The organism is Pseudofrankia coriaricola (assembly GCF_001854805.1).
In the GTDB taxonomy this organism is placed as follows: domain Bacteria; phylum Actinomycetota; class Actinomycetes; order Frankiales; family Frankiaceae; genus Pseudofrankia.
The window spans coordinates 1-13,496 of the sequence record NZ_MBLO01000072.1 but is presented as its reverse complement, the minus strand read 5'-3'; the positions used below and the strand labels follow the sequence as shown (position 1 = coordinate 13,496).

The 13,496-nt window shown below is 70.1% G+C and carries 11 protein-coding genes, 2 tRNA genes and 1 pseudogene; 4 read left to right on the top strand and 10 right to left on the bottom strand.

Annotated elements, in window-relative coordinates:
- Positions 1-24: 24 nt before the first annotated feature.
- The 5 genes from mreD to BCD48_RS12915 form a co-directional block, all read right to left on the bottom strand.
- A complete protein-coding gene (gene mreD, locus BCD48_RS12935; protein ID WP_071048609.1) occupies positions 25-570 on the bottom strand; it encodes a rod shape-determining protein MreD in 546 nt (181 codons plus the stop codon).
- Complete coding sequence (gene mreC / locus BCD48_RS12930; RefSeq protein ID WP_083418556.1) at positions 567-1,448, bottom strand: rod shape-determining protein MreC; 882 nt, start codon at positions 1,446-1,448, stop codon at positions 567-569. The genes mreD and mreC overlap by 4 nt, the downstream gene beginning before the upstream one ends.
- Before the next feature lie 543 nt (positions 1,449-1,991).
- Entirely contained in the window at positions 1,992-3,023 is a 1,032-nt protein-coding gene (locus BCD48_RS12925) for a rod shape-determining protein (RefSeq protein ID WP_071048608.1), read from the bottom strand.
- An 834-nt stretch (positions 3,024-3,857) separates the two neighbouring features.
- Positions 3,858-4,271 carry a nucleoside-diphosphate kinase gene (gene ndk / locus BCD48_RS12920; protein ID WP_083418554.1) on the bottom strand — a complete coding sequence of 138 codons (414 nt, stop codon included), beginning with the start codon at positions 4,269-4,271 and terminating at the stop codon, positions 3,858-3,860.
- Between the two features lie 418 nt (positions 4,272-4,689).
- Positions 4,690-6,066: a bifunctional folylpolyglutamate synthase/dihydrofolate synthase gene (locus tag BCD48_RS12915; RefSeq protein ID WP_083418553.1), complete on the bottom strand. Its 1,377-nt coding sequence runs from the start codon at positions 6,064-6,066 to the stop codon at positions 4,690-4,692.
- Positions 6,067-6,181: 115 nt separating this feature from the next.
- Here BCD48_RS12915 and BCD48_RS52200 point away from each other — a divergent pair, with 115 nt between their 5' ends.
- Positions 6,182-6,322: a hypothetical protein gene (locus BCD48_RS52200; protein ID WP_198543222.1), complete on the top strand. Its 141-nt coding sequence runs from the start codon at positions 6,182-6,184 to the stop codon at positions 6,320-6,322.
- On the opposite strand, the gene clpX is transcribed toward BCD48_RS52200, so the two are convergent.
- The 5 genes from clpX to BCD48_RS12890 form a co-directional block, all read right to left on the bottom strand.
- Positions 6,319-7,608 (bottom strand): ATP-dependent Clp protease ATP-binding subunit ClpX, encoded by a 1,290-nt coding sequence (gene clpX / locus BCD48_RS12910; protein ID WP_071048606.1) that lies wholly within the window; start codon positions 7,606-7,608, stop codon positions 6,319-6,321. The two genes, BCD48_RS52200 and clpX, sit on opposite strands and share 4 nt — an antisense overlap.
- A gap of 506 nt (positions 7,609-8,114) precedes the next feature.
- Positions 8,115-8,747 (bottom strand): ATP-dependent Clp protease proteolytic subunit, encoded by a 633-nt coding sequence (locus tag BCD48_RS12905; RefSeq protein ID WP_071048605.1) that lies wholly within the window; start codon positions 8,745-8,747, stop codon positions 8,115-8,117.
- 51 nt (positions 8,748-8,798) lie between these two features.
- Positions 8,799-9,440, bottom strand: a complete 642-nt coding sequence (locus tag BCD48_RS12900; RefSeq protein ID WP_071048604.1) for an ATP-dependent Clp protease proteolytic subunit — start codon at positions 9,438-9,440, stop codon at positions 8,799-8,801.
- A gap of 461 nt (positions 9,441-9,901) precedes the next feature.
- Positions 9,902-11,314 carry a trigger factor gene (gene tig / locus BCD48_RS12895; RefSeq protein ID WP_071048603.1) on the bottom strand — a complete coding sequence of 471 codons (1,413 nt, stop codon included), beginning with the start codon at positions 11,312-11,314 and terminating at the stop codon, positions 9,902-9,904.
- A 259-nt stretch (positions 11,315-11,573) separates the two neighbouring features.
- Positions 11,574-11,646: transfer RNA gene (locus tag BCD48_RS12890), tRNA-Pro, on the bottom strand.
- Between the two features lie 186 nt (positions 11,647-11,832).
- On the opposite strand from BCD48_RS12890, the gene BCD48_RS12885 reads away from it, so the two are divergent.
- The 3 genes and pseudogenes from BCD48_RS12885 to BCD48_RS12875 all read left to right on the top strand — a co-directional run.
- Positions 11,833-11,903 (top strand) — tRNA-Gly (locus BCD48_RS12885).
- 545 nt (positions 11,904-12,448) lie between these two features.
- Positions 12,449-13,195, top strand: coding sequence for a 4'-phosphopantetheinyl transferase family protein (locus tag BCD48_RS12880; RefSeq protein ID WP_083418552.1), 747 nt, complete (start codon positions 12,449-12,451; stop codon positions 13,193-13,195).
- A pseudogene (locus tag BCD48_RS12875) lies at positions 13,192-13,496 on the top strand (class I SAM-dependent methyltransferase); the annotation flags it as partial. The gene BCD48_RS12880 and the pseudogene BCD48_RS12875, both read left to right, overlap by 4 nt.

Here is a 13,496-nt window from a genome sequence, read left to right as displayed (position 1 = left end):
GCCGTCTCCCGCCCGCCACGCCCGTCACGACCGCCTCGCCCGCCTGGTACGGCGCACGCCGGCCGCCATGGCCGGGAACAGGAACGGGGTCAGCAGCGCCGCGTACAGCGCCGCCACCAGGGCGCGCTGGAACGCCTGACCGGGGGTGCCGGCGGCGCCGTCGCTGAGCAGGCCGGCGACGGCGACGTTCGCGATCGTCGCGCCGGCGACCGCGCCGGACACGACGACCAGCGCGATCGCGACCGACCGTTCGGTCGCGTCGGCGAGGAGGCCCACGAGGTAGCCGAGCAGGCAGCACACCAGCGCCGACCGGCCGAGCACGTGGGTGGACAGCAGGTCGCCGAACAGGCCGACGACGAACCCGAGCAGCGCGCCGGCGATGGGCCCCTCCAGGAGCGCGGCCGTGGCCAGCAGCAACAGCACCAGGTCCGGATGGCCGCCCGGCAGCGGCACTCTCGCCACCACGCTCACCTGCGCGATCGCGGCCGCCAGCAGCACGGCCGTGAGCGCGGCGAACGTCAGCGGGTGGACCTCGCCCTCGTGGTCGGGCTCGAACAGCTGCACGCTCATCCGCTGGTCCCGCCTTCCCCGGCCGGCGCGGTGCGCGGCGGCAGCACCCGGTCGCCAGGGTCGGTGGGCGGCTTGCCGACGACGATGCCGACCAGGTCGAGCGTGCCGACGGAGACGTACGGCTTCACCTCGGCCGTCCTCGACAGCCCGTCCGCGTCGGTGACCTTGGTGACCTCGCCGATCGGCACGCCGGCGACGTAGTCGAGACTGCCGAAGGTGACGAGCCGCTCGCCGGGCCGGACCCGGTACGAGGCGTCGTACAGCGTGAAGACGAGCGTGTTCGGGCCGGAGCCGCCGGCGACGGAGCCGAGCAGCTGGGTGCCCTCCAGCCGGGCCCCGATCCGGCTGCGCGGGTCGCAGAAGAGCCGGACGACGGCGGTGTGGTCGGTCAGCGAGACGACCGTGCCGACCAGGCCCTTGGAGTTGATCACGATCTTGTCGGCGGCCAGGCCGTCGGCCTTGCCGGCGTTGACGGTGACCGTCCAGTCGGTGCCGCTGACGTCACCGATGGCGATGACCCGGGCCGGGACGATCGTGTACTGGCCCTTGTCGGCGAGCAGCCGCAGGGCGGACAGCTCGGACGCCTGCCGGGTGACCTCGTCCCCGTCGGCGAGCTGGCGGCGCAGGTCGGCGTTCTCCTTGGCCAGCTCGTCGGCGCGGTCGTGGTAGCGGTTCGGGTGCAGCAGCGAGGATGCCGTCCGCCCGATCGGCCGCACGACCGTGGTCACGCCGCTCTCGACGCCGCCGACGACCGTGTGCACGACGCCGCGCGCCCCGCCGGAGCTCTCGCCGGTCCGGTAGTCGATCGTGATCAGCGCGAACGTGATGACGAGCAGGACCGCGACGACCAGCCGGGAACGCTTCAGGTCACGTCCCACGACAACTCCTCACCGTCCTCAGCCCGACGTCGCCATTCCGGGCATCGCCCGACCCGACATTCCCGTGCCCCGCGAGGCGGCTCGGCGCCAGCTCACGCCGCCCCGGTGCTGCCCTATCGCCCGCCGGCACCGACGAACCAGCCCGCCCCCGGGTTCCCACGGCCGGCGATTTCCTGGGACGTTGTTCGACCAGAGCGCAATTGTTCCGTCAACCGGACGCAGTCGCGGAAAACGACTTCACCCCGCCTTCGGCCCAACCCTCTGATCGCGGTGACCCAAAGGTTGATCGCGGTGACCCCAAGATCGGTCGAAGCCCGACATCGGGGGCAGGGGGTCGCCCCCGGAGCAATACGACCCAACCCCCTGATCACGACGACCCCTAAGGTCGGGCGAAGCCCGACACCGGGGGTCCGGACGCAGGGGTCCCCGGCTGGCCGCGCCAGCGGACAGTTGGGGGAACGGCCCCCCGGAGCAATATTGCTGAGCGGGCCCTTGGCGAAGCCGCCCAAGGGCGGCGAGCAGGGTCCACCCCTGACGGCCCGATCAGCGACGGGGCTCGGAGATGAGGACCTGCTGGAGGGCTTCGAACTCCTCGACGCATTTGCCGGAGCCCATGGCGACCGAGTGCAGGGGGTTGTCGGCGATGTGGATCGGCATGCCGGTCTCGTTGCGCAGCCGCTCGTCGAGGCCACGCAGCAACGCGCCGCCGCCGGTGAGCACGATGCCGCGGTCCATGATGTCGCCGGCCAGCTCGGGCGGGCAGCGGTCCAGGGTGACCTTGACGGCGTCGATGACCGCGTTGACCGGCTCCTCGACGGCCTTGCGGATCTCCTCGGCGGTGACGACGATCGTCTTCGGCAGGCCGGTGACGAGGTCGCGGCCACGGATCTCGGCGCTCGGCTCGTCCGGCATCTTGTGCGCCGAGCCGATCGCCATCTTGATCTCCTCGGCGGTGCGCTCGCCGAGCATCAGCGAGTACTCCTTCTTGACGTAGGAGATGATCGCCGTGTCCAGTTCGTCGCCGGCGATGCGGATGGACTGGCTGGTCACGATGCCGCCGAGCGAGATGACCGCCACCTCGGTGGTGCCGCCGCCGATGTCGACCACCATGTTGCCGGTCGGCTCGTGCACCGGCAGGCCCGCGCCGATCGCGGCGGCCATCGGTTCCTCGATGATGTAGACCCGGCGCGCGCCCGCCTCGTAGCCGGCGTCCTTGACGGCCCGCTGCTCGACGCCGGTGATGCCGCTCGGCACGCACACGACCAGCCGGGGCTTGGCGAAGTGCCGGCGGCGGTGCACTTTCTGGATGAAGTAGCGCAGCATCCGCTCGGTGGTCTCGAAGTCGGCGATCACGCCGTCCTTGAGCGGGCGGACCGCGACGACGTTGCCCGGCGTTCGGCCGATCATGCGCTTGGCGTCGGTACCGACCGCGAGGATGCCCGTGGTGGTGGTGTTGATCGCGACGACGCTCGGCTCGTTGAGCACGATCCCACGCCCGCGTACGTAGACGAGCGTGTTGGCGGTGCCGAGGTCGACCGCCATGTCACGACCGAGGAATGACAAGGAACTGGACATCGTCGGGCCGACCCTCCCGGAGATGCGGTCCTGGGCGCCGCCGCGCTCGGCCCGGGCTCACCGGACCCGTCGGCCCGCCCTCGAACAGATCAAGGTTCTTAGGCTTTGAGGCTTGGGGATGCTGCTCTGGCTTCGTTATCCCTCACTTAGGTCATACAGACTTCTACTTGACCGTGTCGACCGCGGCTGGCGCGGGGGACGCCGGCACCGCGGGATTGGAGCGGCATTTGCTTTTGTACGTCTGACGGGTGGGCCTCACGTGGGACGATTCCGGCGGTCCGGCGCGTCCCATGGCGACACCTGAAAGGTTAGACCGCGCCACCGACAGCCCGCCCCCCAGCGAGGACGTGTCACCCATGGTGCCGACCGGTCATCGCCGCCCAGCCCGGGCCTCGACGCCCATCACGGCCACCTCCGGAACCACCGGCACCCATGGGCGCGTCCGTCCGTCGACACCCCGTCCTACCCTGGCAAACCGCCCGCCCGGTCGGCGGGACGCCACGCCGGGCCGCCCGCAGGCTCACCCGGAAGGGGCGGGTCGGTGCCTGTGCGCTCGGCCCAGCCCAGGGTTTCGGCACCCGTGGCCGAGGTTCACCGCCGGGGCACGGGCCCTCAGCCCGGCCGCGCCGACCCGCGCCCAGAGGCAGGACAGGCGGGCACCCCCCGCATGAGGAGAGAACCCGGAAGACGCGGGTCAGCGTCCCGACAACTCGGTACAGCCCCGTGGATTCGATCCGCCGGGGCGGATCGAATCCACGGGGACCCCGACGTCCAGGAGCCGTGAGGTTCCGTCCTGGCACCATTTCGCCGGGAGACGCCCTCCCGGCGGGGCCGTCAGCTCAGGCCCGGGAAGAACAGGTCGATCTCCCGCTTGGCCGACTCGGGCGAGTCCGAGCCGTGGACGAGGTTCTGGCCGATCTCCAGCGCGTAGTCGCCACGGATCGAGCCGGGAACAGCCTTCACCGGGTCGGTGACGCCCATCAGGCCACGCACGCCCTCGATCGCGCGCGGGCCCTCGACGACCAGCGCGACCAGCGGGCCCGAGGTGATGAACTCGACCAGCTCACCGAAGAACGGCTTGCTCGCGTGCTCGCCGTAGTGCGTCTCCGCGACGGACTTCTCCAGCGTGCGCAGCTCGAGGGCGACCAGGCTGAGGCCCTTGCTCTCGAGACGGCTGATGATCTCCCCGACGAGGCCGCGGCTGACGCCGTCGGGCTTGACCAGGACGAGGGTGCGCTCGGCGGGCACTGGACTCCTCATTTCGCGTCATCGTTGACAGAGCGGACATAACGCACCGTGCCGGTCGCGTTGTGATCCGCACCGGAGCCGGAACCCCGGCACTCCCGGCCCAACCTACAGGGCGTTACGGCCGTCCATTTGGGGGGCGCCGGCGACATGACCTCTATCCGGCCGGCAGGCCGACCCCGAACCGGGTCCGCCTGACGGATCCGGTACGACCACGGCGGTTGAAAAGTAACGATCATCGGACCGCGGGCGATGAGGCGGCGGCCAACCACAGGACTCATCGGGTCAGGCGACATGACCTCTATCCGGCCGGCAGGCCGACCCCGAACCGGGTCCGCCTGACGGATCCGGTACGACCACGGTGGTTGAAAAGTAACGATCATCGGACCGCGGGCGATGAGGCGGCGGCCAACCACAGGATTCACCGGGTCAGGAGACGGCGTGCCTCGCCCACGGTGGTCAACGAGCCGGTCACGACGACGCCGCCACCGCCGAGCTCGGCATCCTCCTCCACCAGCCGCACGGCCGCCTCGATCGCGTCGTCGAGCCGCGGCGCGACCTCGACCCGGTCCGCCCCGAAGATCTCGACGGCGACCCCGGCCAGTTCGTCGGCCGGCAGCGCCCGCGGCGACGCGCTCTGCGTGATCACGATCGAGGTGAGCACCGGCTCCAGCACGGACAGCATGCCGTGCGCGTCCTTGTCGGAGAGCAGGCCGACCACGCCGACGACCAGGTCGAACGCGAACGCGTCTGTCAGCGCCTCGGCCAGCGACTGCGCGCCGGCCACGTTGTGGGCCCCGTCGAGCACGACGGTCGGCGAGCGGCGGACGACCTCGAGCCGTCCCGGCGAGGACGCGCTCGCGAACCCGGCCCGGACCGCCTCGACGTCCAGCGGCCCGGACCCACCACCGAGGAACGCCTCGACGGCGGCGAGCGCGCACGCGGCGTTGTGCGCCTGGTGCTCGCCATGCAGCGGCAGGAAGATCTCGTCGTAGACGCCACCAAGGCCGCGCAGCGTCAGCATCTGGCCACCTACGGCGACCTGCCGCCGGGCCACACCGAACTCCAGCCCCTCGAGGGCGAGCGTCGTACCCAGCTCGGCGGCGCGCTCGGCGAGCACCCGGGCCGCGCCCAGCGGCTGCGTGCCGAGCACGGCGAGACCGCCGGGGCGCAGGATGCCCGCCTTCTCGCCGGCGACCTCCTCGACGGTCGCGCCAAGCTCGCGGTGGTCGAGCGCGATCGGCGTCACCACCTGCACGACGCTGTCGACCACGTTGGTCGCGTCCCACGTGCCGCCCATCCCGACCTCGATGATGCCCACGTCCACCGGGGCGTCGGCGAACGCGGAGAAGGCCATGGCGGTCAACAGCTCGAAGAAGGTGACCCGCTCGGGGTGGCGGCCATCGACGATCTCGACGTAGGGCAGCACGTCGTCGAAGGCCCGCGCGAACACCTCCGGGCTGGCCGGCTGACCGTCGATGCTGATCCGCTCGGTGACGCTCTCCAGGTGCGGCGAGGTGTACCTGCCGGGGCGCAGCCCGAACGCCCGCATCACCGCGTCGATCATCCGAGCCGTCGATGTCTTGCCGTTCGTGCCGGTCAGGTGAACCACCGGGAACGAGCGCTCGGGATGGCCGAGCAGGTCGACCAGGTCGCGCATCCGCTCCAGGTCGGGGATCATCAGATGCGGGAACCGCCCGGCGAGCGCCTTCTCCACCCGCGACAGGTCATCGCCCGCCGCGCCCGCCGCGCCGCCCCGCGTGCTCGCCGGCCGACCGTCTCGCCCGTTGTCCACCACACATGAAGGTTATCGGGTACGGACACACCGCCCGCCGATCACCATGTGCAGCGCGGGGGTGACCGACACCACGGCGCGCCCGTTTCCTGTAGGTACGCGGCTAGCGTGAGCGGGCGTGGGTGAGTTCGAGAAGGCGATCGTCGCCGAGGTCGACGACGCAGGCGTCTGGAACGCCGAGGTCGCCGAGGTCTGGGACTCGTCCGACCGCCTGGTCGCCCAGGGCCGCCAACTGGCCGGCTACCGCACCCCGCGCTAGGCCGACTTCTCCTGGCGGGTGTTGCGCTTGGCGGCGATGTCGCGCGGCACCAGGGTTGGGTTGACGTGCTCGAGCACGACCTCGCGGGTGACGACGACGCGGGCGACGTCCTTGCGGCTCGGGATGTCGTACATCACCGACATCAGCACCTCCTCCATGATCGCGCGCAGGCCGCGCGCTCCCGTGCCGCGCAGGATCGCCTGGTCGGCGATCGCCTCCAGCGCGTCGGAGGTGAAGTCGAGGTCGACGTTGTCCAGCTCGAAGAGCCGCTTGTACTGGCGGACGAGGGCGTTCTTCGGCTCGGTCAGGATGCGGATCAGCGCTTCCCGGTCCAGGTTCTGCACACTGGTGAGGACCGGCAGCCGGCCGATGAACTCGGGGATCATCCCGTACTTGAGCAGGTCCTCCGGCATGACGTCGCCGAAGACGTCGGCGGCGTCCGGGTCGTCCTTGCCATGCAGCACGGCGCGGAAGCCGAGCGACTTCTTGCCGATCCGAGACTCGATGATCCGGTCAAGCCCCGCGAACGCGCCGCCGACGATGAACAGCACGTTCGTCGTGTCGATCTGGATGAACTCCTGGTGCGGGTGCTTGCGTCCGCCCTGCGGTGGCACGCTCGCCGTGGTGCCCTCGAGGATCTTCAGCAGCGCCTGCTGCACGCCCTCGCCGGAGACATCCCTGGTGATGCTCGGGTTCTCCGACTTACGAGCGATCTTGTCGACCTCGTCGATATAGATGATCCCGGTCTCGGCCTTTTTGACGTCGTAGTCGGCCGCCTGGATCAGTTTGAGCAGGATGTTCTCGACGTCCTCGCCGACGTAGCCGGCCTCGGTGAGGGCGGTGGCGTCAGCGATCGCGAACGGCACGTTGAGCATCCTGGCGAGCGTCTGCGCGAGCAGCGTCTTGCCGCAGCCGGTCGGCCCGAGCAGCAGGATGTTGCTCTTGGCCAGCTCGACGTCGCCCTTGCCCCCCTCGCCCTGGGCCGCGCCCCCGGCCTGAATCCGCTTGTAGTGGTTGTAGACCGCCACCGACAGCGTCTTCTTCGCGGTCTCCTGGCCCACGACATAGCCGTCGAGGAACTCGTAGATCTCCCGCGGCTTGGGCAGCTCATCCCACTTGAGCTCGGAGGACTCGGACAGCTCCTCCTCGATGATCTCGTTGCAGAGATCGATGCACTCGTCGCAGATGTAGACGCCGGGACCGGCGATGAGCTTCTTCACCTGCTTCTGCGACTTCCCGCAGAACGAACACTTCAGCAGGTCGCCGCCATCACCGATGCGTGCCACCGAGGACTCAGTCCCTTCGTCCAGACGATGGGTTCGCCTGCAGCTCGGGGGCGGCTGCCACCGCCCGGTCGTCGCGTGTCGAGTGAGCCACCGCTGTCTCCTGCGCTATCCGCGGCTCGGGGTCTCTCCCGGACCGAGGAAGCCGATCCGGAAGGTCCGCCACCGGCCAGCCCGCCAGCCGCCCCGGGCGGATCTTCCCATGCGCCCTCGTCAGCCGGCGGAGGTCAACCCGCCAGCCGCTTCGGGCCGTTGCGTCCAGCGCCCCCGTGACTGGCCAGTCGACCAGCCCGCCAGCCGGCTCAGGCACGGACACACGCCGCCCGCCGTGCCCGCCCCCAGCCGGTACTGCCACACCGTCTCCCGCTCCCGCGGCGGCCAACCTGCCTGCCGGCCCCCGCCGGCCCGCCGCGGGAGATTGTCCCGAGGGGGACGGTACCCCGCCACACCGTCCGGTGAGAGCCCTATCGCGCGGCTCATTCCCCTCAGCGTACGGCTGTCTGGCACCGTCAGCGGGCAGCCGCCAGACGAGACGACTTACGGGTCTTGATCACCTCGTCGATCAGGCCGTACTCCTTGGCCTCCTCGGAGGAGAGAATCTTGTCGCGCTCGATGTCGCGGCGGATCTCCTCCTCCGGCTTGCCGGTGTGGTCGGCGAGCATCCTCTCCAGCAGCGCGCGCATCCGAAGGATCTCCTTCGCCTGGATCTCGATGTCGCTCGACTGGCCCTCACCCGAGCCGGACGGCTGGTGGATGAGGATGCGGCTGTTCTGCAGTGCGAACCGTTTCCCCGGAGTGCCGGCGGCCAGCAGCACGGCCGCGGCCGAGGCCGCCTGGCCCATGCAGATGGTCTGGATGTCCGGGCGGACGAACTGCATCGTGTCGTAGATCGCCGTCAGCGAGGTGAACGAGCCGCCGGGCGAGTTGATGTAGATCGAGATGTCGCGGTCCGGGTCCTCGGACTCGAGGAAGAGCAGCTGCGCCATGACGTCGTTGGCCGACACGTCGTCGATCTGGACACCGAGGAAGACGATCCGCTCCTTGAGCAGCTTCGAGTACGGGTCCATGCCGTACTCGCCGCGGGAGGTCTTCTCGATGATGTTCGGCAGCACGTAGCGGCCGGTCTGCTGGTAACGGGACATGATCGTGCCCTCCGAAGAAGCTCTGGCGCCAGGCCGTCAGAAATGCCGCGACTAGCTGTTCGCGTCGCTGGGCACCTGGCGGGCCTGCTGGACGACGTTGTCGACGAAGCCGTAGTCCTTCGCCTCCTCGGCCGTGAACCACCGGTCACGGTCGGAGTCTCGCTCGATCTGGTCGATCGGCTGACCGGTGTGGAAGGCGATGCGCTCCTGCATCGTCCGCTTGGTGTAGAGCATCTGCTCGGCCTGGATCGCGATGTCGGACGCGGTACCGCCGATGCCGCCGGACGGCTGGTGCATCATGATCCGCGCGTGCGGCAGCGAGTAGCGCTTGCCCGGCGCGCCGGCGCACAGCAGGAACTGGCCCATCGACGCCGCCAGGCCCAGCGCGACCGTCGCCACGTCGTTCTCGACGAACTGCATCGTGTCGTAGATCGCCATACCCGCGCTAACTGAGCCACCCGGCGAGTTGATGTACAGCGAGATGTCCTTGGTCGGGTCCTCGGCGTTGAGCAGCAGCAGCTGCGCGCAGATCTGGTTCGCGATGTTGTCCTCGACGACCGAGCCGAGGAAGATGATCCGTTCCCGCAGGAGACGGTTGTAGACCTGATCGTCGAACCCCGGGCTACCCTGGCCCGGCGACCGGAGACTCGGGCTACCCGGCACGGCCAGACTCGGCACTGCGAACTCACTCACGGTCGGCTCCTCGGCTTCCCTGCCCAGATCTGCAATACCCACGGGCGACAGCTTGACCGGCTCGACACTATCTGTGACCCGCGCCAGTTCCGGCCCATCCGGCTCGATGTTCGCGCTAGGCAGAGGGGCGGTCCCGTGGCCGAGGCGCGGAGCGCCTCGCCACCGGGCGCCGCCTGGTCGGGCGCTGGGCGCCCTCCCGCAGCTGGATCCGGATTCAGGCATATGACGAGGCTGCGCCGGGTCCCGGGTTGGTGAGGTGGCCGGTTTGGCACTTGCGCCGATGCGCCGTCACCAGTGGTGGTTGGGGACGCTTGTGGCTCACCAGGACGAGTCCAGGGCCCTCCACAGACGTGACACCTGGGCATGCATCTGGCCATCACGGCCGGATACGGCTCGGCCCCCGCGATGACTACCGCGGGGGCCGGCTTGGAAATGGTGGACCGCGAGCGGTCTAGCGGGACCTAGTGGTCGTGACCCTCGTGGTCATGGCCTTCGTGGTCATGGTCGTGGTCGTGACCTTCGTGGTCGTGGGCGTCGATGTCCACCGGCTCTGGCTGCTCCGGGAGCTCCAGCGTGACGGGGCTGTCCTCGCCGTCGACGACGGTCGCGGTGCGCAGCAGGTGCAACAGCGCCTTGTTGCGCATGATGTCCGACATCAGCGCGGTCAGGCCCGCGCCGTTGCCGGACGCCAGCTGCTGCGCGTACTGCTCGGGCGCGATGCCCATCCGCTGCGAGAGCAGCACGATCTGCTCCATCAGCTCGCCCTGGTCGATCCCGATCGACTCGGTGCGCACCACCGTGTCCAGGATGAACTGGGACTTGATCGCCTTTGTCGCCGAGTCGCGGACCTGGTTGTCGAACTCCTCGGGCTCCTGGTCCAGCGTCTTGAGGTAGGTCTCCCGGTCGACGCCGAAGCGCTCCAGGTCATGACCGAGCCGGTGCTCCCGCGCCTCGATCTCGGTGGCCAGCACCGAGTCGGGCACCGGCACGTCGACGGTCTCGACCAGCTGCTCGAGCAGCCGCTCGCGCGCCTGGTTGACCTGCTCGAACTTGCGGGTGCTTTCGAGGCGCTCGCGCAGGTCGGCCTTCAGCTCGTCCAGCGTGTCGAACTCACTCGCGGTGGTCGCGAATTCGTCGTCGAGCGCCGGGAGCTCCTTCTCCTTGACGCCGCGCACAATCGCGGTGACCTGGGCGGTCTGGCCCTGCTTGTCACCGGCGAGCAGCTCGGTGTCGAACGTGCGGCTGTCGCCCTCGCCCGCGCCGATGATCGCGTCGTCGATGCCGTCGATGAGGTTACCGCTGCCGACCTCGTAGGACATGCCCGTCGCCGTGGCGTCCTCGACGGGCTCGTCGTCGACCGTCGCCGAGAGGTCCAGCGACACGTAGTCACCGGAGGCCACTGGCCGCTCGACCGGCGTGAGCACCGCGAACCGCTCCCGCATCGAGGTCAGCTGCGTGTCGACCTGCTCGTCGGTGACCTCGACCGTGTCGACCGTGACCTTGAGGCTATCGGTCTCCGGCAGCGTGACGTCCGGCCGGACGTCCACCTCGGCGGTGAAGACGATCGGGCTGCCTTCGGTGAACTCGGTGACGTCCACCTCCGGCCGTGACAGCACGTCAACGTCCTCGGCCTCGACCGCCTGCGAGTAGAAGCTCGGCAGGGCCTCCTGCAGCGCCTCGTCGAGGATCACCTCACGCCCGAGCCGCTGGTCCAGGATCCGCGGCGGCACCTTGCCCGGCCGGAACCCGGACACCCGGATCTGCCGGGACAACTTCTTGTACGTGGCATCCAGGGAGGGCTTCAGGTCGTCGAAGGGCACCTCGACGGTGAGTTTGACCCTGGTCGGGCTGAGTGACTCCTTGGTGGCCTTCACGGCGCGGATGTCTCCTGGTACGACGTCGGACGGGGGACGCGCCGAGATTACGCCTCACGGCGGCCCGAGGACCCCAGCCTGTCTCTCAGGAACCCGCCCATTCGTCGAGCGAGGCTCGGCGTTGGGGGCTGCCCTCAAGACCTGCCCCCTGGGTCGAGCGAAGCTCGACACCGGGGGGTCTGGGGGGTCGACCCCCCAGGCGATATCGCGGCCTCCGGGAAGCTACCCGAAAGGGTAGCGAACAGGACAAGCCAGCTCGTCGGGGCGGGGAGACTCGAACTCCCGATCTCCTGCACCCAAAGCAGGCGCGCTAGCCACTACGCTACGCCCCGAGGCGTTGCCCACCCATCCTACGGTGTGGATACACCTCGATCACGAGGCGGGTCCAAGATCCTGCCCAGCCCCGGTCAGCCACCCGCTCAACCGGGACCTCATGGTCATGCCGGCAAGGGGCCCTCGCGCCGCCCGCCACGCCGAAGACGTCATCTCCAGGGTAAGCTGACCACCACGATCACAACGCGGGTGTAGCTCAATGGCAGAGCCCCAGCCTTCCAAGCTGGCCATGCCGGTTCGATCCCGGTCACCCGCTCGCGGCGGCCGATGCTGCTTGATGCCCTTCGGGACATCTGCGCCCAGGCCCGTCATCTCGCCCCGAGGCCGAGCCCCGGACCCCACGTGGCCGATCAGCCCCAGACGGCCAATTCCGCCTGAATCCCGGGCAGCCTGCCGACCGGATCATTGGCGACCATCCGGCTGCTTGGCGCCCCTTCGGGGCACTTGGTCCCGGGCCATTTTTTGCCGCGGCCGGACTCCGGACCCCGCGCAACCAACCAGCCCCGGGCCGCCAATTCTGTCCGAGTCCCGGCGCCCTGCCCATCAGGTTCCTCCGGGGCCGAGCTCTGGAGCCCACGAGACCGTCTGGTCCTCCCATCGCCGCTCGCCTGGCTCCCCACCCCGAACGACCGGCCACGAAGGGCCGTGGGGCATCGTCGCTATGCGCCTGACGCACCCGCCGCCTCCGTGGGCTCGCCGCCGAGGCGCGTCGATCCGCGGGGAGCCTGTGCGTCACAACGGGGCCACACGACCGTGGGCGGCGGACGGGGAGCATCGGGGACGGATGGCAAGCTTCACGGTATGTCTGACGCGGGAGCGGGGGTGGCGGCGGGGCTGTTGGGCGGAGTGGTGCCGGAGGTTGCGGTCGCGGTGGAGATGTTCACCGACGAGACCGACGCCGAGCTGTTCCCGGCCGAGGAGGCGGTGCTCGCGCGGGCCGTTGAGAAACGGCGGCGCGAGTTCACCACCGGGCGGATATGCGCGCGCCGCGCGCTCGCGCGGCTGGGAGTCGAGCCGGCGCCGCTGCTGCCCGGGCCCAAGCGGGAGCCGCTGTGGCCAGCCGGCGTCGTCGGCAGCATCACCCACTGCGACGGGTACCGGGCCGCCGCCGTCGCCTGGTCGCGGCACCTCGTCTCCGTGGGGATCGACGCCGAGCCGAACGGCCCCACGCCGCAGGGCGTGCTGGAACGGATCTCCCTGCCGTCCGAGCGGGACTGGATCCGGGCGGTCAGCCCCCGCGCCCCCGACGTCAGCTGGGACCGGCTGCTGTTCTGCGCCAAGGAGTCCGTCTACAAGGCCTGGTTCCCGCTCGCCCAGGAGTGGCTGGGGTTCGAGGACGCCGAGATCACCCTCACGGACGGCGGTCCCGGCCAGCATGGCGCCGAGGGGGCGGGCAGGCGGACCGGAGGGTTCGTCGCGCGGCTGCTGGTCACGGGGCCGGTGTTGCCGGACGGGCAGCGGCTGACGACGCTGCGCGGGCGGTTCGTCGTCGGGCAAGGCCTGATCGTCACCGCGCTCGCGGTCGAGCCTGGCGGGGACGCGCCATGAGCCGGCGGCGCTGGCTGCCGATCGCCGTCCTCGCCGGAGTCGGGCTGAACACGGCGAGGCTGCGCCGGCGCCTGTCCGCACTACCAGTCACCGAGCCCTCCGACGACCCCGTCCACCACAACCACGTCTTCCTGCTCGCCGACGGCATCCACCTCGACGACGCCCAACAACGCGCCGCCAGCACCCACGCCACCCGCCACCACCTCGACGTCCTCGACCTCATCCCCGACAACCTCACCGCCGACCGAATACTCGACCTCGCCCGCATGCTCGACACCACCACCTACCAGAACAACCGGCT